The sequence below is a fragment of the Bacillus sp. E214 genome (assembly GCF_008087365.1).
Classification (GTDB): domain Bacteria; phylum Bacillota; class Bacilli; order Bacillales; family Pradoshiaceae; genus Pradoshia.
The window spans coordinates 14,724-36,845 of sequence record NZ_VENN01000011.1; the positions used below are offsets into that span (position 1 = coordinate 14,724).

The 22,122-nt window shown below is 39.6% G+C and carries 15 protein-coding genes; all 15 read left to right on the plus strand.

The window, feature by feature from the left end; all coding sequences use genetic code 11:
* Positions 1-59 precede the first annotated feature (59 nt).
* The 15 genes from FHY47_RS18515 (at position 60) to FHY47_RS18585 (ending at position 22,058) form a co-directional block, all read left to right on the plus strand.
* Positions 60-1,805: an adenine deaminase C-terminal domain-containing protein gene (locus tag FHY47_RS18515; RefSeq protein ID WP_066108501.1), complete on the plus strand. Its 1,746-nt coding sequence runs from the start codon at positions 60-62 to the stop codon at positions 1,803-1,805.
* Positions 1,806-1,875: 70 nt separating this feature from the next.
* Positions 1,876-2,907, plus strand: a complete 1,032-nt coding sequence (locus tag FHY47_RS18520) for a DUF3048 domain-containing protein (protein WP_148631360.1) — start codon at positions 1,876-1,878, stop codon at positions 2,905-2,907.
* Between the two features lie 15 nt (positions 2,908-2,922).
* Positions 2,923-3,222, plus strand: a complete 300-nt coding sequence (locus tag FHY47_RS18525) for a YerC/YecD family TrpR-related protein (protein ID WP_066108496.1) — start codon at positions 2,923-2,925, stop codon at positions 3,220-3,222.
* Positions 3,223-3,461: 239 nt separating this feature from the next.
* Positions 3,462-4,154, plus strand: a complete 693-nt coding sequence (gene pcrB, locus FHY47_RS18530) for a heptaprenylglyceryl phosphate synthase (RefSeq protein ID WP_066108493.1) — start codon at positions 3,462-3,464, stop codon at positions 4,152-4,154.
* 64 nt (positions 4,155-4,218) lie between these two features.
* Positions 4,219-6,492 (plus strand): DNA helicase PcrA, encoded by a 2,274-nt coding sequence (gene pcrA, locus FHY47_RS18535; RefSeq protein ID WP_148631362.1) that lies wholly within the window; start codon positions 4,219-4,221, stop codon positions 6,490-6,492.
* A 37-nt stretch (positions 6,493-6,529) separates the two neighbouring features.
* Entirely contained in the window at positions 6,530-8,545 is a 2,016-nt protein-coding gene (gene ligA / locus FHY47_RS18540) for an NAD-dependent DNA ligase LigA (protein WP_066108485.1), read from the plus strand.
* Between the two features lie 10 nt (positions 8,546-8,555).
* The gene (locus tag FHY47_RS18545) at positions 8,556-9,734 is read left to right on the plus strand and encodes a CamS family sex pheromone protein (protein ID WP_066108482.1); all 1,179 of its coding nucleotides are present in this window, start codon (positions 8,556-8,558) and stop codon (positions 9,732-9,734) included.
* 154 nt (positions 9,735-9,888) lie between these two features.
* Positions 9,889-11,436, plus strand: a complete 1,548-nt coding sequence (gene pruA / locus FHY47_RS18550; protein WP_066108479.1) for an L-glutamate gamma-semialdehyde dehydrogenase — start codon at positions 9,889-9,891, stop codon at positions 11,434-11,436.
* A 598-nt stretch (positions 11,437-12,034) separates the two neighbouring features.
* On the plus strand, positions 12,035-13,624 hold the full coding sequence (gene aceB / locus FHY47_RS18555) for a malate synthase A (RefSeq protein ID WP_066108474.1): 1,590 nt from the start codon (positions 12,035-12,037) through the stop codon (positions 13,622-13,624).
* Between the two features lie 42 nt (positions 13,625-13,666).
* The gene (aceA, locus tag FHY47_RS18560) at positions 13,667-14,944 is read left to right on the plus strand and encodes an isocitrate lyase (protein WP_139892755.1); all 1,278 of its coding nucleotides are present in this window, start codon (positions 13,667-13,669) and stop codon (positions 14,942-14,944) included.
* 434 nt (positions 14,945-15,378) lie between these two features.
* Positions 15,379-15,669, plus strand: coding sequence for an Asp-tRNA(Asn)/Glu-tRNA(Gln) amidotransferase subunit GatC (gene gatC, locus FHY47_RS18565; RefSeq protein WP_066108467.1), 291 nt, complete (start codon positions 15,379-15,381; stop codon positions 15,667-15,669).
* 16 nt (positions 15,670-15,685) lie between these two features.
* Positions 15,686-17,155 (plus strand): Asp-tRNA(Asn)/Glu-tRNA(Gln) amidotransferase subunit GatA, encoded by a 1,470-nt coding sequence (gene gatA, locus FHY47_RS18570; RefSeq protein ID WP_066108465.1) that lies wholly within the window; start codon positions 15,686-15,688, stop codon positions 17,153-17,155.
* 1 nt (position 17,156) lies between these two features.
* The gene (gatB, locus tag FHY47_RS18575) at positions 17,157-18,587 is read left to right on the plus strand and encodes an Asp-tRNA(Asn)/Glu-tRNA(Gln) amidotransferase subunit GatB (protein WP_148631364.1); all 1,431 of its coding nucleotides are present in this window, start codon (positions 17,157-17,159) and stop codon (positions 18,585-18,587) included.
* A 230-nt stretch (positions 18,588-18,817) separates the two neighbouring features.
* Complete coding sequence (locus FHY47_RS18580) at positions 18,818-20,980, plus strand: GDYXXLXY domain-containing protein (protein ID WP_140462132.1); 2,163 nt, start codon at positions 18,818-18,820, stop codon at positions 20,978-20,980.
* 97 nt (positions 20,981-21,077) lie between these two features.
* Positions 21,078-22,058 (plus strand): diacylglycerol kinase, encoded by a 981-nt coding sequence (locus FHY47_RS18585; RefSeq protein WP_139892753.1) that lies wholly within the window; start codon positions 21,078-21,080, stop codon positions 22,056-22,058.
* The last annotated feature ends 64 nt before the right edge of the window (positions 22,059-22,122 follow it).

The following is a 22,122-nucleotide window of genomic DNA, read 5'->3' on the forward strand; positions in this document are numbered from 1 at the left end:
GGGCGATGCTTCCGTTTTTTTAAATATAAGAAATGATGTTTTGCGAAGGGGGTATTTTTATGCTTGGACAACGATATAGATGGAAAAATAAACAACTGCGCGAGCATGTTCATGTGATAGATGGTAAAGTAGCGCCAACTCTTGTTTTAACGAATGCCGTGTATTTGAATCAGGTGTTTAAAAAGTGGATGAAGGCGAATATATGGATCTATGAAGATCGAATTGTATATGTCGGGGATAACATGCCTGTTATACAGGACGGGTATGAGATTGTAGACTGTACGGATCAATACCTGGTACCAGGTTATATTGAACCGCATGCCCATCCATATCAATTATATAATCCGGCTACTCTTGGCATGCATGCTGCTCAATATGGAACAACCACCTTAATCAATGATAACATGCTTTTGTTTACTCTTTTGGACAATAGACAAGCGTTTGCACTGCTGAAGGAATTACGTCATCTTCCAATCAGCATGTATTGGTGGGCCAGATTGGATTCTCAAACTGAGCTGAGAAATGAAGAGATGGTATTCTCGCATTCTAATGTAAAGAGCTGGCTTGAGCACGATGGAGTCCTGCAGGCTGGAGAGCTAACAGGATGGCCGCGTCTTCTTGATGGAGATGACATGATGCTTCACTGGATACAGGAAGCAAAAAGAATGAGAAAGAAAATTGAAGGACATTTCCCGGGCGCTTCTGAAAAAACATTATCTAAATTAATGCTGCTTGGTGCGGATTGTGATCATGAGGCTATGACAGGAGAAGAAGTCATTCGCAGACTGATGCAGGGATATGATGTGTCCTTGAGGCATTCATCCATTCGTCCGGATTTACCCCGTATTTTGGATGATTTAAAAGAATACGAATTGAACTCCTATGATCGATTATTTTTTAATACAGATGGTTCAACACCTGGATTTTATAAAGATGGATTTACGGATCAATTAATCTCGATAGCAATTGAAAAAGGTGTGCCTATTATTGATGCGTATAATATGGCTTCCTTAAATATAGCCCGCTATTATAATATCGATTATTTACACGGAAATATTGCGACAGGACGAGTAGCCAATATTAACTTCCTGTCTGCCAAGGATCAGCCTACTCCTCACTCTGTTTTATCAAAAGGGCAGTGGGTGAAAAGGGATGGAAGACAGGTTGAAACGAATCGAACATCGATCGCCTGGAAAGACTTTGGCCTTAGCCCTCTGGAGCTTGATTGGGAGCTTACAGATTACGACTTCCAATACTCAATGCCATTTGGCATCAATATGGAAAATAGCGTCATCACTAAGCCATATTCGATTCATATTGATATTTCAAGAGAAGTTTTGGATGAAGACCATGATGAGAGCTTTTTTACGTACCTAACAAGAGATGGTAAATTCAGAATCAATACGATATTAAAGGGGTTTGCCAACCGTTTGTATGGATTTGCTTCATCCTTTTCTAACTCTGGGGATATATTGTTGATTGGAAAAAGTAAGAAAGATATGAGACTGGCTTTTAACCGAATGAAAGAAATCGGTGGGGGAATTGTGATTGCAGAGAAAGGTGAAATATTGTTCGAAATGCCTCTGGAGCTGCAAGGAATGATGTCTAATCAAGAACTCCCGATTTTAATAGAAGAAGAAACTAGATTGCGAGAAATATTGACTGAAAAGGGATACCCATTCGAGGATCCGATTTATTCTTTACTGTTCTTTTCCTCTACTCATTTACCTTATATAAGGGTAACACAGGCAGGATTATATGACGTTATGAATAAATCTGTACTCTTTCCGACTATAATGCGTTAAAATAATAAAGAATAGAGAAAAATAAAAGGTAGATCATGGTGGGTTAATTTCACTTTAAGGGGTGTAGGGCATGTTGAGGAAAGCTGGGTTCATGGTGGCTTTAGTTTTTGTCCTTCTGGCAGGGTGTTCAGGGAATAAGGAAGAAACCATTATTGATAAACCTCAAACTGATAAAGAAGAGGTAGCTGCTAAGCCGGTGAATACGTATCCGTTAACGGGTGTGGGAACGGACGAAGAGGTCAACCACAGGGCTGTATCGGTTATGGTCAATAATCATCCCAAAGCAAGACCACAGTCTGGCCTATCTAAAGCAGATGTCGTATATGAGGTTTTAGCTGAAAGTAATATAACTAGGTTTTTGGCTATCTACCAAAGCGAATTTCCCGAAAACATTGGGCCAATTAGAAGTGCGAGAGATTATTATATAGAGCTTGCCAAAGGATATGAAAGCCTGTATATTTTTCATGGCTGGAGTCCTGATGCGAAAAAGCTGATTCAATCTGATTATATAGACCACTTGAACGGACTTAACCATGACGGGACACTCTTCAAACGATCTTCTGATCGAAAAGCGCCGCATAATTCCTATATCACCTATGAAAATATCTTAGAGGGTGCACAAAAAGAAGGTTATTCAATGGAAGAGAATACCCCGCCGTATAGCTTTTTTTCCGACGATGAAACAGGATTAATTTCCGGTGATGACTATAAAGTTGCTGCTCTATCTTATGGATCTCTAGATTATGATGTGACCTATAAGTATGATTCGGCGAGTGAAAAGTATACACGCCATACAGCGGGAGTACGCACGGAAGATCAAGATACGAAAGATCCCGTTCTACTGGATAATATCCTTATTGTGGAAGCTATTCATAAGGTGATTGATGATAAAGGCCGCAGGAGTATTGATTTAACTGCGGGCGGAGATGCATACTTACTGCAAAAAGGTAAACGCCTGGAGATTCAATGGGTAAGTAAAGATGGTCGAATTGTACCTGTATCCGGTGAAACGGAAGTAAAATTGGTGCAGGGAAAAACATGGATTAATATTATTCCGGATCAACCGGGCTTAAATAATAGTGTCAAACTCTCAAATGATTAGGAGGAACCTGGATATATGCAAATTAACAAACTAAAAGGGAAAGAGTTGGATCAATTATTCAACGCGATATTATCCTTGAAAGATCTCGATGAATGTTATCGTTTCTTTGATGATTTATGTACGGTGAATGAAATACAATCTCTTGCCCAACGCCTCGAGGTTGCCCGAATGCTTGAAGAAGGTAAAACGTATCATATGATTGAAACTGAAACCGGAGCAAGCACTGCAACTATTTCAAGGGTTAAACGTTGTTTGAATTACGGGAATGATGCGTACTCAATGGCACTTGGAAGATTAAAGGAAGATAATGCCTGAAATAAATAAAAGCAAGCAGACCGCGTGGAATATGCACATCGGTTGCTTGCTTTTTTATATGTACACCTTTGTCTATGAACGTATCCTCTAATTTTCAATTAAGTAGGCGCGCACCAGAGTAGAACACATATTTATAACCAGTTAGATAACAGTTGTGCATATGAATTTTCTAACTCTTTGGGAACTCTAAAAGGAATGCTATAATGGTTAAATGGAAATTAGAATGGGGGCTGTTTTGCATGTACGATTTTCGCGAGTGGAAACATGTGTTTAAACTCGATCCTAATAAGGAAATTTCAGATGAAGCACTCGAAAAGGTTTGTGAATCGGGTACGGATGCTATTATTGTCGGAGGAACAGATGGTGTTACACTAGAAAATGTTCTGGACTTAATGGCCCGCGTTAGGCGTTATACATTGCCTTGTGTGCTTGAAGTATCAAATATAGAATCCATAACCCCGGGATTTGATTTGTATTTTATACCATCTGTTTTAAATAGCAGGAATCCGGATTGGATTCTTGGTTTGCATAAAGAAGCAATTAAAGAATTTGGCCACATGATTAATTGGGACGAAATGCATGTGGAAGGATATTGCATCATGAATGCTGATTGTAAGGCAGCAGATTTAACGGATGCCAATACCGATTTGACGGAAGAAGATGCGGCAGCCTATGCTCTTGTGGCAGAAAAAGTATTAAATTTGCCTATTTTTTATTTGGAATACAGCGGAAAGTATGGGGATCCAGCACTTGTCAAGACCGTTAAAAATACATTGATGAATACAACGCTATTCTACGGCGGAGGGATTACAAGCATCGAAAAAGCTGAGGAAATGTCCAGCTTGTCAGATGTAATTGTAGTCGGAAACCTCGTCTATGAGGATTTAAAAACGGCTCTCTTGACAGTAGATTCTGCCAAAAAGAATAAATAAAATTGTCGTTAAAGCCATTGGATGAAGTATAATAAGAACAAATGTTCGTTAGGGTGGTGTCATAATGCAATTCTTAACAGATCGACTGTTAACGGGATTAAATAATAAACAAAAAGAGGCTGTACAAGCTACGGATGGACCTTTGCTAATTATGGCCGGAGCGGGCAGTGGGAAGACAAAGGTACTTACCCACCGCATTGCCTTTCTAATTGTAGAAAAAGAAGTAGCACCGTGGAATATTCTTGCCATTACGTTTACCAATAAGGCAGCAAGAGAAATGAAGGAAAGAATTCAGGGAATCCTAGGCGGCGCTGCAGAGGATATTTGGATTTCTACTTTCCACTCAATGTGCGTGCGAATCCTGCGCCGTGATATTGACCGAATTGGTATGAATCGCAATTTCTCAATTCTTGACCCAGGTGATCAGCAAACGGTTATTAAGCAAATAATGAAAGAGAAGAATATTGATACGAAGAAATTCGATCCTAAGACGATTCTTGGGTCCATTTCCTCTGCCAAAAATGAATTGATCAACTATGAGGAATTTGCGAACAGTGCAGGCAATTACTATGAGCAAACAGTAGCTCATCTTTATACAGAGTATCAGAAGCGACTCCGTAAAAATCAGGCATTGGACTTTGATGATTTGATTATGAAGACATTTGAACTTTTTGATAAGGTTCCGGAAGTACTGGAATTCTATCAAAGAAAGTTTCAATATATTCACGTGGATGAGTATCAGGATACGAACCGTGCACAATATATGCTTGTAAAGAAATTGGCACAGCGTTTTAAAAACCTATGTGTAGTTGGTGATTCCGATCAGTCCATCTATCGCTGGCGTGGTGCTGATATTGCCAACATTCTCTCCTTTGAAAAGGATTATCCTGATGCCAATGTTATTTTGCTTGAGCAGAATTATCGCTCCTCAAAACGGATTTTAGCGGCTGCCAATGGAGTAATTAACAACAACCTGAATCGTAAGGAAAAGAATTTGTGGACAGAAAACCTGGAAGGGAATAAGTTGGCATATTACCGTGCGGACAGTGAACAAGGTGAAGCACAGTTCGTTGCTGGAAAGATTAAAGAGCTGACAGAACAGCAAGGGAAGAAGCTATCTGATATTGCCATTTTGTACCGTACGAATGCTCAGTCAAGGGTAATGGAGGAAGTTCTGCTTAAATCCAATATTCCATATACGATTGTTGGCGGTATTAAGTTCTATGATCGTAAAGAGATTAAAGATATTCTTGCTTATCTGCGACTCATTGCCAATCCGGACGATGATATTAGCTTGCGCAGGGTCATCAATGTTCCAAAGCGTGGAGTTGGAGCAAGCTCAGTTGATAAAATTGCTAATTATGCTGCCGATCATGATATTTCTATGTATCAGGCTATGATGGAGCTTGAATTTATTGGACTTAGCGGTAAAGCTTATAATGGGGCTGCTGAATTCAGGGACCTAATTAAAAACTATACGCAAATGCAGGAATTCCTGTCTGTTACAGAATTAATAGAAGAAGTCATTGAAAAATCAGGGTATCGAAAGTCGTTGGAAATTGAGAAGACGATTGAAGCAGAAACACGCCTAGAGAATATTGATGAGTTCTTATCTGTTACGAAAAACTTTGAAAAGGGCAGTGATGATAAGAGCCTGGTTGCCTTCTTAACAGACCTTGCTCTTGTTGCGGACATTGACCGTATGGATGAGGATGAAGCCGTGACAGATGGCGTTGTATTAATGACACTTCACTCGGCAAAAGGGCTGGAATTCCCTGCTGTATTCCTGATTGGACTTGAAGAAGGTGTCTTCCCGCATAGCCGTGCCTTAATGGAAGAAGCGGAAATGGAAGAAGAACGACGGCTTGCTTATGTTGGGATCACACGGGCTGAACGTGAATTATTTATTACGAATGCACAGATGCGTACATTATATGGACGTACTAATCTGAACCCTGTATCTCGCTTTATTAAAGAAATTCCACAGGATTTAATTGAACTGTTAAATCCGCCTGAAGAGCAAAGGCAGTCAAGACCTTCCTTTATGCATTCAGGTTCAGGTACAAGAACTAGAACGGGTATAAATGGTGCCGGTCTTAACAATTCAGGAATCAATGGTGCAGCAAGACCTAAAACTGTCGGAAGATCGATGATGAATGAGTCCGGCGGAGAAAAACTCGACTGGCAGGTTGGCGATAAAGCGGCCCATGGTAAATGGGGCGTAGGTACAGTTGTCAGCGTAAAAGGAAGCGGAGACGGTCTGGAGCTGGATATTGCATTCCCATCTATGGGTATCAAACGACTCCTTGCCAAATTTGCACCAATCACAAAACAATAGTCCGCAAGAGAAACATTGAGTAGAGAGGGCTGAAAATATGGATATAAAAGAAGCGCAAAAACGAGTGGCTGAGCTTCAATCACTATTAAACCAATATGGATATGAATACTATGTTCTCGACCAGCCATCAGTTCCTGATTCTGTATATGATCAGACGTATAAAGAGTTGGTGGAATTGGAGAGTCAATATCCGGAGCTGCAAACCCCAGATTCACCTACTCAAAGAGTTGGTGGACAAGTGCTTGATACGTTTGCAAAAGTAGAACATATTACACCGATGCTAAGTCTTGGTAACGCCTTTAACGAAAGTGATTTGCGCGATTTTGACCGCCGAGTAAATTCAGGGCTTGGTACAGACCGATATTCTTATATATGTGAATTGAAAATAGATGGACTGGCAGTTTCCCTGCGTTATGAAGAAGGGCTATTTGTTAAAGGGGCTACAAGAGGAAATGGAACAATTGGTGAGGATATTACTGCTAATCTTAAAACCATTCGTTCCATCCCACTCCGATTGAATGAACCAGTTACATTTGAGGTACGCGGTGAGGCATATATGCCAAAGAAATCGTTTGTTTCCTTAAATGCAAAGAAGGAAGAAAATGGGGAAGAGCCATTTGCCAATCCACGAAATGCAGCAGCAGGATCCTTGCGTCAGCTTGATCCACGCATAGCTGCTTCGCGGAATTTGGATATTTTCCTTTATGGGATTGGTGAAACAGGAGAAACAGGTGTTGAATCCCATGGTGAAGGACTTGACTTTCTTCAAAAATTAGGATTGAAAACCAATCCGCATCGCAGAAGATGTGCTACGATTGAAGATGTATTAGAGTATATTGAGGAATGGTCAGCCAAAAGGCCTGAGCTTGATTATGATATTGATGGAATCGTCATCAAAGTCGATTCACTTTCTCAACAAGAGGAATTAGGATATACTGCAAAAAGTCCAAGATGGGCGATTGCATATAAATTCCCTGCAGAGGAAGTCATCACTATTCTTCGCGATATTGAATTGACTGTCGGTCGTACAGGCGTTATTACGCCAACCGCCTTATTGGACCCGGTAAGAGTAGCAGGTACAACAGTTAAACGGGCTTCCCTTCATAATGAGGACCTAATCCGTGAAAAAGATATTCGGCTTGGAGACCATGTTGTCGTCAAAAAAGCCGGTGATATTATTCCGGAGGTTGTCAATGTTCTGTTTGATAAGCGGACAGGGGAAGAAAAGGAATTCCATATGCCAACGCATTGCCCTGACTGCGATAGTGAGCTTGTTCGTTTGGAAGGAGAGGTAGCTTTGCGCTGCATCAATCCAAAGTGTCCAGCTCAGATTAAAGAGGGGATGATTCACTTTGTTTCACGAAATGCCATGAATATTGATGGTCTGGGTGAAAAAGTCATCATTCAATTATTCGATGAATCGTTAATTAAGGATGTAGCGGATATTTATAAATTGACATATGACCAGCTGATTAATTTGGAGCGTATGGGGGATAAATCAGCGAACAATCTTTTGAACGCTATTGAAGCATCTAAGAGCAACTCATTGGAGCGCCTTTTATTTGGACTGGGAATCCGCCATGTTGGTGCTAAGGCTGCAAGAATCCTCGCGGAAGAATTTGAAGACATGGATCGTCTAATGTCGGCAAATGTAGCTGAATTGACAGCTATTAATGAAATTGGGGACAAAATGGCTGATGCGGTTGTGACTTATTTTAATCAGGAAGAATGCCAGCAATTGATCGATGAATTAAAAAATGCTGGGGTTAATATGCTCTATAAAGGTAAAAAGAAAAATATCGCTGAAGCTACAGATAGTTATTTTTCTGGAAAAACCATTGTACTTACAGGAAAGATGGAAAAGTACGGACGAACTGAAGCAAAAGAGTTGATTGAAGCTTTAGGTGGAACTGTAACGGGTAGCGTAAGTAAAAAGACAGATTTAGTAATAGCCGGAGAAGATGCCGGATCAAAATTAAAAAAAGCCCAGGATTTAGGAATTGAAATATGGGATGAAAGCAATTTACTGGAAGAACTGGGCAAGCAGGGATAGAGGTGTAGGGATGAAGCGTTTGATAGCAATAACCATGGTACTGGCACTTATGCTTGTAGGCTGCGCACCACAATTTGATAAGGATGAGGTAGTAGAGGATAATACCGAGAAAGATTCCAAGAAAGAGTCTTCCATTATTCCCGAATATCAAATCTCCGACAATTATTATCAAACGATGCTGCCTTATCAGATAAGCAGTTCCAGAGGTCTTGTGGTTTCAAACATTAATACGCGACTTGATTTGGAAGAGTTTGAAACAGGGCTGATGAGATTGTCTCATGACCCATTCTCAACGGAGGAATATATTTTTAGAGAAGGTCAGTTATTGGACACGAAAACGATTAAAAGCTGGCTGAATCGTAAATATACAAAAGGGCAGTTGAAAGAGAACAAACTGACTGCTGAGGACAACGTCGGCTTAAACCCTTTAGATGATGGGAAGGGTGATATTGAGGAAAGATATGAGAAAAATCCAGAATATCTTGCCCATATTTTAGAGCATGATTATCTGATCAAAACAGATGATAATAAAGTTGAGTTGGGCGGCATTTCGATAGGGCTTGCCTTGAATTCAGTATTTTATTATCAAAAGGAAAAGTATGGGGAAACGTACGAAATAAAAATTGAAGAAGATAAACTGCTTGAAGAAGGTCAAAAAATTGCAGCTGAAGTTGTGAAACGAATTAGAACAATGGAAGGCGGAGAAACCGTTCCGATTATGGTTGCTTTATTTGAACAAGGAAGCAAGGATGCGGTTGTGCCTGGGAATTTTATTTCTTATACAAAAGTAGGAGAGAAAAGTAATAAGATTTCCAAATGGACAAACGTACAAGAAGAGTATTATTTGTTCCCATCCAATAAAGCAACAAAGGATTTCCGTGATGATGCAACGACCTTTGCTAATTTTAAGCAGGATGTTGAAGAATACTTCCCTAATTTTAATGGAGTAATTGGAAAAGCCTTTTATGTGAATAAAGAATTGCAAAAGCTGACCATCTCCATAGATATGCAGTTTTACGGAAAAACAGAGGTTATTGGATTTACACAATATGTGGCTGGATTGGTGAAATCGAGTTTCCCTGAATATTTATCGGTGGAGACAAAAATTGCATCTTCCAATGGACAGGAATCACTCATTGTGAAAAAGGCAAATTCCAAAGAACCAGATGTGTATATATATAATGAATAAACAGAGCTACCCATTGTGGTAGCTTTTTTGTGGATATAGATATGTAGTTAGTTTCTTGTGAAGATTTTGAATATAAACTATATTAGATGACTTACAAGCTTCCAATAGAGTAGAATAAAAAGGGGTTACTACAGAAATATAGGGAGGGAATCAAATGGTACAAGCATATAAGCACGAACCACTTACTGATTTTTCTGTAAGCGAAAACAAAAAAGCGTTTGAGGATGCTTTGGGATTAGTAGATAGCTATCTTGGCAAGGACTATGATTTGATTATCGGTGGAGAAAGAGTATCTACAGATGATAAAATTGTTTCCATTAGCCCATCAGATAAAAAAGTAGTAGTAGGCCGCGTTTCCAAGGCAAATAAAGATTTAGCAGAAAAGGCAATGCAGGAGGCACTAAAAGCTTACAAGACTTGGAGTAAAACGAAACCTGAAGTGCGTGCAGATGTTTTATTTAAAGCAGCTGCCATTATTCGCCGCAGAAAGCATGAATTTTCTGCCATTATGGTAAGAGAAGCGGGAAAACCATGGGTTGAAGCGGATGCGGATACAGCTGAAGCAATTGATTTCCTTGAGTACTATGCTAGACAAATGTTGAAATTAAAGAATGGGCAGCCGGTACAAAGCCGTCCTAATGAATATAATAGATATGACTACATACCACTGGGAGTGGGAATTATTATTTCCCCATGGAACTTCCCATTTGCGATTATGGCCGGTACATGCGTAGCAGCTGTTGTTACGGGTAATACAGTATTGCTAAAACCAGCTTCCACAACACCGGTCGTGGCTGCTAAGTTCGTAGAGGTTATGGAAGAGGCCGGTCTTCCTGCAGGCGTTATTAACTTTGTACCTGGAAATGGAAGTGAAGTGGGAGACTATCTTGTTGATCATCCGCAAACTCGTTTTGTCAGCTTCACAGGTTCCCGTGAAGTTGGAACCAGGATTTACGAGAGAGCTTCTAAGGTACAAGAAGGCCAAATTTGGCTGAAGCGTGTTATCGCTGAAATGGGCGGTAAAGATACAATTGTCGTAGATTCAGATGCTGATCTTGAATTGGCTGCCAAGTCAATCGTTGCGTCAGCGTTTGGATTTGCCGGACAAAAATGCTCTGCTTGTTCAAGAGCTGTTATTGTAGAAGATGTGTATGATAGAGTACTGGACAGAGCGATTGAATTGACAAAAGAATTGACTGTAGGAGATCCGACCGATTCTGCTACATTTATGGGACCAGTCGTGGATGCTTCTGCATTCAAGAAAATAACCGAGTACATTGAGATTGGCAAAAATGAGGGTCGCCTCATGACAGGCGGAGAATCGGATGATTCCAAAGGATTCTTTGTTCAACCGACCATTATAGCCGATTTGGCACCTGATGCTCGAATTATGAAAGAAGAAATCTTCGGTCCTGTTGTAGCATTCAGCAAAGCCCGTAACTTTGATGAAGCAATTGAAATAGCTAATAATACAGATTACGGATTGACAGGCGCTGTAATTACTAGAAATCGTGCACACCAAGAAAAAGCCCGTGAAGATTTCCATGTTGGAAACCTATACTTTAATAGAGGCTGTACAGGTGCGATAGTCGGCTACCAACCATTTGGCGGCTTCAATATGTCCGGTACGGATTCAAAAGCAGGCGGTCCTGACTACTTAACATTGCATATGCAAGCTAAAACTACATCTGAAACCTATTAATATATATGGCTATATTAAAGCTCCTCTCCGATTGTTTTCGGTGGGGATCTTTTTTATTAACAGGAGGAATAAGAGTCTATTAACATAAAAAATTTGATTGAGGGGGAAATCAAATTTTTTAAGCAAACTATCAAAAATAATAAGCTTTTGAGTTTCTTGGGTAAGAAAACTAAGACTTTTAATGGAGAAATGAGCGAAAGAGCACTTTATTGGGCGGATTTTGGTAGGAATTGAGCGGAAACAGAAATTTATGAGCGAATAGGTTTTTATTGAGCGGAAATAGATCCTAATGAGTGATAATCATAGTTTTTTAGCGATTGTTACTTTGATTGAGCGAGATTATCAATCAGTCGTCTTGTGTTCAAGATAAAGTTAAGAATATCAAAATGGTTATTGTCTATGAAATTCATACTATACCTGTAATCTCTAAATATTACATTTCTCCTTAGTTTGTGAGATGTTTTACCCTATTTTATAAAATATGCAAAATTTTACTGCAAAATAGTTTGCAAAAACCACAAACTGTTATATAATACAAAATATAATAATTTTTCTGTTTTATAACAAAACATACAGGTAAAGGAAGTGAATGTCTTACATGGCAGTACAAACGAATGGAATCAATATTCTTGGAAAAATGGAGAATGGTTTTGATGAGATATTGACTCCGGAAGCTCTTGAATTCATTGAGAATCTGGAAAGGCACTTTGGATCAAGGCGAAAGGAATTGCTTGAGCAGCGTACCAAGCGCCAAGAAGAAATTGATAATGGTAAACTTCCAGACTTTTTGCCGGAGACAAAAAGTGTTCGTGAAGGTGATTGGACAATTGCACCTTTACCACAGGACCTGCAGGATAGAAGAGTTGAAATTACAGGACCTGTAGATCGGAAAATGGTGATTAATGCTTTAAATTCAGGCGCTAAATGCTTTATGGCTGATTTTGAAGACGCCAACTCCCCAACATGGAAAAACAATATTGAAGGCCATATTAATCTCCGCGATGCTGTAAACCGTACAATTACTTTTGAAAATCCAAACGGTAAAAAATATAAATTAAATGAAGAAACTGCTGTTCCCATCATTCGACCAAGAGGTTTTCATTTGGAAGAAAAAAATGTCACGTTGGAAGGACAGCCGATCTCCGGTGGACTTTTTGACTTTGGACTTTACTTCTTCCATAATGCAAAGACCTTACTCGAAAATGGAAGCGGTCCCTACTTTTACTTGCCTAAAATAGAGAGTCATCTGGAAGCACGCTTATGGAATGACGTCTTCGTTTATGCACAAAATCACCTAGGTATTCCACAAGGTTCCATTAAAGCAACTGTCCTCATTGAAACCATCCTTGCAGCATTTGAAATGGATGAAATTCTGTATGAATTGAAGGATCATTCAGCCGGTTTAAACTGTGGAAGATGGGATTATATTTTCAGCTATCTGAAGAAATTCAGAAACCATGATTCTATCATTCTACCGGATCGATCTGTTGTCACAATGGCTGTGCCATTCATGTCTGCCTATTCCCAGTTGGCCATTAAAACCTGCCATAAACGGAATGCACCAGCTATTGGCGGCATGGCTGCACAAATCCCGGTTAAAAATGATGAAAAAGCAAATGAAGAGGCCTTTGCCAAGGTAAAGGCTGATAAGGAACGCGAAGCGAAAAATGGCCATGATGGAACATGGGTCGCCCATCCTGCTCTTGTACCAGTGGCAAAGGAAGTATTTGACCACTATATGCCGAAGCCGAATCAAATCGATAAAAAGCGTGACGATGTTCAGGTTACAGCAACTGATCTCCTCGAGGTGCCAGAGGGCTCCATCACAGAGCAAGGTGTTCGGACTAATATTAATGTTGGAATTCAATATATAGAATCCTGGCTTAATGGAAGAGGTGCAGCACCGATTAATAATCTGATGGAGGATGCAGCTACTGCTGAAATCTCCCGAGCTCAAGTGTGGCAATGGTTACGTCATCCTAAAGGTGTATTGGATGATGGACGCAAGATTGATATGGAGATGTACAAAACATTAAAAGAAGAAGAGCTGCAAAAGATTAAACAGGATCTTGGTGAAGAACGTTTTGAGAATGGGCGTTTCACCGAAGCAGCAGAGCTTTTTGATAAATTGATTATCAGTGATGAGTATTATGACTTCTTGACTTTACCTGCCTACGAAATTCTATAAAACAAATCATTAGGTTTCATATAAAAGGAGGAAGTACAAAAGATGAGAGAAGAACTGATTAAACAAATAGAGGCTGAGTGGAAAGATGAAAGATGGGAAGGAATTGAACGTTCTTATACAGCAGAAGATGTATTAAAACTGCGTGGTTCCATGCAAATTGAACACACTTTAGCAAGAAGAGGTTCCGAAAAGCTTTGGAATTACCTTAAAACAGAGGATTATATTAATGCGCTAGGTGCATTAACAGGTAATCAGGCTGTCCAACAGGTAAAAGCAGGATTAAAAGCGATTTACTTAAGCGGATGGCAAGTTGCTGCAGATGCGAACCTTTCCGGAAATATGTATCCTGACCAATCTTTATACCCAGCCAATAGCGTACCGGCTGTCGTAAAACGTATAAACCAGGCGCTTCAACGTGCGGATCAAATCCACTACTCAGAAGGTAAAGAAGATATCGATTGGTTCCAACCGATTGTTGCTGATGCTGAAGCAGGCTTTGGCGGTCAGTTGAATTGTTTTGAACTGATGAAAGGCATGATTGAAGCAGGTGCAGCAGGTGTTCACTTTGAAGATCAGCTATCTTCTGAAAAGAAATGCGGCCATTTGGGCGGTAAAGTACTTCTTCCAACGCAAACAGCAGTGAGAAACCTAATTGCAGCTCGTCTTGCTGCAGACGTAATGGGTGTCCCAACTATTCTGATTGCCCGCACGGATGCGGATGCAGCTGACTTAATCACAAGTGATATTGATCCTACTGATAAGGAATTTATCACAGGTGAAAGAACTCCTGAAGGATTCTATCGTACGAAGGCAGGCATTGATCAAGCAATTGCAAGGGGACTTTCTTATGCACCATACGCAGATTTAATCTGGTGTGAAACATCTGAGCCTAATCTTGAGGATGCGAAGAAATTTGCCGATGCCATCCATGAAAAATATCCAAATAAAATATTAGCCTATAACTGTTCACCATCCTTCAACTGGAAGAAAAAATTGGATGATGATACCATTGCAAACTTCCAAAAGGAAATCGCGAAAATGGGCTACAAATTCCAATTCGTTACACTTGCCGGATTCCATGCCCTGAATCATAGCATGTTTGAATTAGCAAGAGGATACAAAGAGCGCGGAATGGCTGCCTATTCTGAGCTGCAACAGAATGAATTTGCAAGCGAACAATACGGCTACACAGCAACAAGACACCAACGTGAAGTAGGAACTGGCTATTTTGATGAAGTAGCACAGGTTATTACTGGAGGAACTTCTTCTACAACGGCCCTAAAAGGTTCTACGGAAGAAGAGCAATTCCAAGAAGCCTAATATACAAAAGGAATCTGAAACTTATTCAGATTCCTTTTTTTATATTTGGAAAATGAATCTCCAAACTATTTGAATAACCGAAGTATTTTCGAGCTATTCTGCTGACAAAAAACAGGTCATAGGTGGAAAAAGGTTGAGTTATCTATCGGGTCTTTGAAAGAAATGTATAAGTGACTGGTCAAAGAAGGAAGATTGATTTATAAAAAGGTGTAGTATGTCGTATTTTATCAACAATTGAGATTAATGGATTTTTCAAATCACGACAAACTTTTCCCGGGCAATAATTCGGTGATCAGGGGAATAATTCCATCTTTCTTTATTTAATTGTCTATAAGCTAGTTTCTGTGGTTAATTCCGATTGCTTTAACGCGCGAAAGTTTGGTATTATCATAATAATTGTATTTGGAGCACGTAGCAAAATGGAGGTGTATGAAATGACTCGCATTTCAAAAGAAGAAGTAAATCATGTTGCTAATTTGTCAAGATTAGCTATTACAGAAGAAGAAACTGAAAGGTTACAAAAACAGTTGGATTCAATTATTACGTTTGCTGAACAATTGAATGAGTTAGATACTGAAAATATCGAACCTACTACACATGTTTTACATATGAAGAATGTCTTGAGAGAAGACAAGGCATCTAAAGGATTGCCTAGGGAAGAAGTACTGAAAAATGCTCCTGACCATCAAGATGGACAAATACGTGTACCGGGAATAATGGAGTAGTCAGGGAGGGAAAATCATGTCTTTATTTGATCGTAAAATAGCGGACTTGCATGAGTCGCTTCGTAAAAAGGAATTATCAGTAACAGATCTAGTTTCAGAATCCTTTTCTAAAATAAAAAAAGTTGAAGACAATGTAAATGCATTTCTAACATTAAATGAGGAAAATGCATACAAAGAAGCTGAAAAACTGGATGAACAGCTAGTTTCCGGAGAAATCGGCGGTCCTTTATTTGGAATGCCAATTGGAATTAAAGATAATATTGTAACTAAGAATCTTCGCACGACCTGTGCCAGCAAAATATTGGACAATTTTAACCCGATTTATGACGCAACAGTTGTGGAAAAGTTAAAACAAGAGCAAACCATCACAATTGGTAAGTTGAACATGGATGAATTCGCGATGGGTTCTTCCACAGAAAATTCAGGTTACAAAAAAACAGCTAATCCATGGGATTTAGAACGTGTGCCTGGAGGTTCTTCAGGTGGATCAGCGGCTGCGGTTGCGGCTGGTGAAGTCCCATTTAGCCTGGGGTCAGATACAGGCGGTTCTATCCGTCAACCGGCTTCCTTCTGTGGGGTTGTAGGGATGAAGCCGACATACGGACGTGTATCCCGTTATGGTTTAGTAGCATTTGCTTCTTCATTGGACCAAATTGGGCCGATTACACGTAATGTAGAGGATAATGCTTATTTATTAAATGCCATAGCCGGACTGGATCCAATGGACGGAACTTCAGCGCATATTGAGGTGCCAGATTTTACAAGGGCATTAACTGGTGATGTAAAGGGGCTTAGGATTGCTGTTCCGAAAGAATATCTTGGCGAAGGCGTGACTGAGGAAGTACGTCAGTCAGTCCTCGATTCATTGGCAGTTCTGGAGAAATTGGGAGCAACATATGAAGAGGTATCTCTGCCGCATTCTAAATATGCTCTATCAACGTATTATTTATTGTCTTCTTCTGAAGCATCTGCAAACCTTTCTCGTTTTGACGGTGTTCGTTATGGACATAGAACGGAAAACCCACAGAACTTGCTTGAAATGTATAAACAATCGAGAGCCGAGGGCTTTGGGGATGAAGTAAAAAGACGGATTATGCTTGGTACCTTTGCATTAAGCTCCGGTTACTATGATGCATACTACAAGAAAGCACAAAAAGTACGTACATTAATTAAACGGGATTTTGAAAACGTATTTGATCAGTATGATGTCATTGTAGGACCAACTACACCGACACCTGCATTTAAATTGGGTGAAAACACAAATGATCCGATGACGATGTATATGAATGATATTTTAACTATCCCTGTCAATCTTGCTGGAGTGCCGGGAATTTCCGTTCCTAATGGATTTAGTAAAGGCTTACCGCTTGGTTTACAAATTATTGGGAAGCATTTTGACGAAAGTACGGTTTATAAAGTTGCCCATGCCTATGAACAGGCAACAGATTTTCATAAACAAAAACCGTCTCTACAGGAGGTGGAGTAATTTGAAATACGAAACAGTCATTGGGCTTGAGGTCCATGTTGAATTAAAAACCGAATCAAAAATATTCTCCTCCTCTCCGAACCAATTTGGAGCGGAGCCTAATACGAATACATCCGTTATCGACTTAGGATATCCAGGTGTTTTACCGGTGTTGAATAAAAAAGCAGTTGAATATGCTATGAAAGCAGCAATGGCACTGAACTGTGAAGTGGCGACTGATACAAAATTTGATCGTAAAAACTATTTCTATCCGGATAATCCGAAAGCTTATCAAATTTCACAGTTTGATAAACCGATTGGTGAAAATGGTTGGATTGAAATTGAGGTAAATGGTGAGAAGAAAAAAATCGGAATTACTCGTCTTCATTTAGAAGAAGATGCCGGGAAATTGACACACACTGCTGATGGCTATTCTTTGTGTGATTATAACAGACAGGGAACACCGCTTATCGAGATTGTTTCTGAGCCGGATATTCGTACACCTGAGGAGGCGTATGCTTACCTTGATAAACTAAAAACGATAATTCAATACACAGGTGTGTCTGATTGTAAGATGGAAGAAGGAAGCTTACGCTGTGATGCGAATATTTCCTTACGCCCATATGGTCAGGAAGAGTTTGGTACGAAGACGGAATTGAAGAACTTAAACTCCTTCAACTTTGTTCGTAAAGGACTTGAGTTTGAACAACAAAGACAAGCGGAAGTACTGAATGAAGGCGGAGAAATCCAGCAGGAAACTCGCAGGTTTGATGAAGCGACAGGTGCTACCCTTTTGATGCGTGTTAAAGAGGGCTCTGATGATTATCGTTATTTCCCTGAACCAGATTTAGTTGAATTATATATCGATGATGAATGGAAAAGCCGTGTGCGTGCGGAAATTCCTGAATTGCCGGATGCAAGGATCAAGCGTTATACAGAAGATTTCGGACTGCCGGCATATGATGCGGGTGTGCTAACTGTTACAAGGGAAACAGCCGATTTCTTTGAAGCAACAACGGCTGCCGGTGCTGAACCTAAGCAGGCTTCCAACTGGATTATGGGTGAGCTTTCAGCTTACTTAAAAACGTCTCAAAAAGAACTGCATGACACGGCTCTTACTCCAGAAGGATTAGCTGGCTTAATCAAATTGATTACGGATGGTACAATCTCTTCGAAAATTGCTAAAACTGTATTTAAAGAATTAGTGGAGCATGGTGGAAATCCTGAAACGATTGTAAAGGAAAAAGGTCTTGTACAGATTTCTGATGAGGGAGCCTTACGTACAATCGTCACAGAAATATTGGATAAGAATCCTCAATCCATTGAGGACTTTAAAAATGGTAAGCAAAAAGCGGTTGGATTCCTTGTTGGACAAATGATGAAAGCAACAAAAGGGCAAGCCAATCCGCAAATGGTCAATAAATTGATCATGGAAGAGCTTCAAAAAAGATAAATGGTAACTGACAGCCTCCCTATATGTATGGGAGGCTTTTTAAGTATCACTGGAAAGCCAACAGTCTTTGTCGGCTTTTTTTAGGTTCCTCTCTGTCGGAAAGTTTGATATGGTAGATATATACATATTTTCAGATTAGTCAGTTATTTAGGTGTTAACAACTTTGGTAAGGTGGAGGTTTTTTTGATGAGTAGAAAGAATATACATGATAGAGAAAAGGGGTGAAAGGATTGAAGTATGAAAAGATGACGAAAACAAGTTACCTGATTGGGCTGCTCTTTGGGTTGAGCGCGATCATTTATTTTTTTGCGGCCAACTGGGGAGGAATGGACCGCTATGTGAAAATAGCATTAATCGTAATTTTAATGCTTTTATTTTACGGAGTAAGCTATGGCTTTTCAAAATGGAAGCAGCATCAGCAGGACGTAGGAGCCTGGATATTCTGGGGAGGATCAATCGCATTTGGAGTAGTGGTAGCACTTTTGGGGCAGGTATATAATTCACACGCTGATAGCTATACATTATTTTTAGTGTGGCTGATTCCCTCTGTCCTGTTAGCTGTGTTTACCCAATATCCGATATTTTTTGTTCAATCCTACATACTTTTGAATATAACGGTATACACGTATTTCTTTCCTTTAAATAGCTGGATTGATAGAAGTAATACAGAGCACACATTAATTCTTCTGGGAGTCATTATGTTAAACATTGCTTGTCTGTATGGCTTCTCAAAAAGAGGACCAAGGCTTATTTCTTATTTATCAAGCGCCTGGATTCAGTTATTATCTATTGAACTGACTATCCGGTGGACATCTATCTATTTATTTAATGAGGAGCATGCTTTTTCTTATATCGGGATCTTTGTCTATCTGGCAGTTGCCCTCATTTCGGGCTGGATTTTCTATGACTATATGAATAACAGACAGAATAAAGTAGTTATTGTCATTGTTTCTTTAGGAATTTCAATTAATCTCATAGCGCAGTTTATCATGGTTTCATCATGGATAAATGGATTCTTAGCATATTTTGTTGGGTTACTTATTGCAATCACCCTCATTATTTTGGGCTCTAAATGGCTGGCTAAATTCACTGCTTCCAAAACAAATGATGAAAATAACTTTCTCCCAACACTTATTAAGCTAGTCTTTGTTTTCCTGGCAGTTTTACTTTTATCCTCCTCTTTAATCGGTATGCTTTATTTGATTGGATTAGGTGAGGATATCGCATGGTTAATGGTGAGTATGGTCATTCTCGTTCCAATTGGCAGTCATATTGGCAGGGAGCAATCCATTCTTCGATACACAGTGATGTTGACGGGCTGGCTTATTTCATCTTCGATTCTGTGGTATCACTCAAGCGTTGTTCTAATCATCTATTTACTCCTGATTGGCTATACAACCTGGCGTGAAAGAGAGAGAATCATATACCCATTGGGTTTAGGTGGGACGATTTATGCAGTGGTACTTCTGCTCTATGAATTATTCTCAGGAATATCAGGTGAGTTGGTCGTCATACTACTGATTGCATTAGCCTTTGGACTTTACTTTTGGCTAAAAAATCCATATACAAAAGGATGGAACCTGGTTGCGATTCTGACACTTTGGCTCATTCTTACATTTTTCTCGGAAAACAGTGTGCTTTACTACCTTTACAATTTCAGTTATCTTTTCTTCCTGGTTTATTTTACATACCGTGTTGTACATAAAAGAAATCACTGGTTAGAGTATGCCGCTATTCTTTATCTGATCGGATACCTCGCTTATAAATACTATGATTTATTTTGGACACTGCTCCATAAGTCGATTACCTTTGCGATTGTAGGAGCAATATTCTTCTTTATAGCAATTTATCTGGATAAGAAAACAGAAAGAAACAATAGCACGGGGCGATTCGAATTTGTCCTAAGGAGTGTGCGTAAATGGGTACCAATTGTATTCGTTCAGCTAATCATCCTGATCGTGATTATTTTTCAGAAGGAAACGATCTTACGGAATGGGACAGATATTATCTTAAAAGTAGAGCCGGTTGACCCGCGTTCTATTATACAGGGGGATTATGTTCAATTATCCTATAATATTAGCCAGATAGATTCCGATGAACGTTATGATCGTGTATATGTGCTTGTGGAAAAGAATTCAAAAGGGATTTATCAAATGAAAGGGATATATGATACTATAGAAGAAGCTAAAAAAGAAAGAACAGATGACCATCAAGTGATTGTTACAGGAAAAGCAAATGGAAATACGATTACCTATGGCATTGAGAATTTTTTCATTGAAGAAGGCACGGGGATAGAAGTAGAACAGAATGCTAAATATGCAAATATAAAAGTCGGCAGTAATGGGGATGCCATTTTGATCAGTGTATCATCAAATCTGCCCGAAGATAAGTAAAATTAGCAATTGTTTTATCACGGATGTATAATAGTAGAGGTATTTTTTTTGACAGATATATTAACTCCGAATTTGTAATATAGGATGATGATTGATTATGAAAAAGGCAAGGATAATATACAATCCTACCTCCGGGAAAGAAGCATTTAAAAGACAGTTACCTGAGGTTTTGGAAATTTTAGAGAAGGCTGGATATGAAGCTTCCTGTCATGCAACTACTGGAGCGGGCGACGCGACAAGAGCGGCACAAATTGCTGTGGAAAGGCGCTATGACGTGGTTATTGCAGCGGGTGGAGATGGAACGATATATGAAGTGGTAAATGGATTGGCCGAACAGGAATACCGACCTAAATTGGGAATTATCCCAGTAGGTACCACAAATGATTTTGCTCGCGCTTTACGTATATCAACGAAATCGATACTTGAAGCTGCTGAAACTATTGCAGAAGGGCTTACGATTCCAATTGATATTGGAAAAATGGATAATCGTTATTTCATCAATATAGCAGCTGGTGGCCGCTTAACCGAGCTTTCATATGAAGTGCCAAGCAAGCTGAAAACCAGACTGGGACAGCTGGCCTATTATATGAAAGGGTTGGAAATGTTGCTTCCGTCTCTTAAGGCGACTCCGGTGTCAATAGAATATGACGGTAAACTGTTTGAAGGTGATGCAATGCTTTTCCTTGTTGCTAACACGAACTCAGTTGCTGGTTTTGAACGCTTAGCACCAGATGCTTCCCTCAATGATGGTATGTTTACGCTTTTAATTCTAAAGAAAATTAACCTGCCAGATTTTGTACGGATCGCAGCGTTGGCTTTACGAGGAGAGCATATTCATGATCCGTCTGTGATATATGTGAAGGCGAACCGCATTAAAGTACATTCATCCGAAAAGCTGCAGTTAAATTTAGATGGAGAGTTTGGCGGTTTGGCACCTGCTGAATTTGTTAACCTCTATCGTCATTTGGATGTATTCGTGCCGGAAAGCGTACACGAAAAGCAGAAAATAACAGATCGGCATATACTTGTTTCAGACGATGCCGTATTTGAGAAGCCAGATTTAGACCAACTTCTTTAAGAGGTTGGTTTTTTTATCCCGTTCAAACTAGCATAGACACCTCTATATTAAACGTAAGCAGAAG

Bases quoted from the DNA above. Each gene is read 5' to 3' on its own strand.
- FHY47_RS18515 (WP_066108501.1), top strand. From the start codon at position 60: ATGCTTGGACAACGATATAGATGGAAAAATAAACAACTGCGCGAGCAT.
- FHY47_RS18520 (WP_148631360.1), top strand. From the start codon at position 1,876: ATGTTGAGGAAAGCTGGGTTCATGGTGGCTTTAGTTTTTGTCCTTCTG.
- FHY47_RS18525 (WP_066108496.1), top strand. From the start codon at position 2,923: ATGCAAATTAACAAACTAAAAGGGAAAGAGTTGGATCAATTATTCAAC.
- pcrB (WP_066108493.1), top strand. From the start codon at position 3,462: ATGTACGATTTTCGCGAGTGGAAACATGTGTTTAAACTCGATCCTAAT.
- pcrA (WP_148631362.1), top strand. From the start codon at position 4,219: ATGCAATTCTTAACAGATCGACTGTTAACGGGATTAAATAATAAACAA.
- ligA (WP_066108485.1), top strand. From the start codon at position 6,530: ATGGATATAAAAGAAGCGCAAAAACGAGTGGCTGAGCTTCAATCACTA.
- FHY47_RS18545 (WP_066108482.1), top strand. From the start codon at position 8,556: ATGAAGCGTTTGATAGCAATAACCATGGTACTGGCACTTATGCTTGTA.
- pruA (WP_066108479.1), top strand. From the start codon at position 9,889: ATGGTACAAGCATATAAGCACGAACCACTTACTGATTTTTCTGTAAGC.
- aceB (WP_066108474.1), top strand. From the start codon at position 12,035: ATGGCAGTACAAACGAATGGAATCAATATTCTTGGAAAAATGGAGAAT.
- aceA (WP_139892755.1), top strand. From the start codon at position 13,667: ATGAGAGAAGAACTGATTAAACAAATAGAGGCTGAGTGGAAAGATGAA.
- gatC (WP_066108467.1), top strand. From the start codon at position 15,379: ATGACTCGCATTTCAAAAGAAGAAGTAAATCATGTTGCTAATTTGTCA.
- gatA (WP_066108465.1), top strand. From the start codon at position 15,686: ATGTCTTTATTTGATCGTAAAATAGCGGACTTGCATGAGTCGCTTCGT.
- FHY47_RS18585 (WP_139892753.1), top strand. From the start codon at position 21,078: ATGAAAAAGGCAAGGATAATATACAATCCTACCTCCGGGAAAGAAGCA.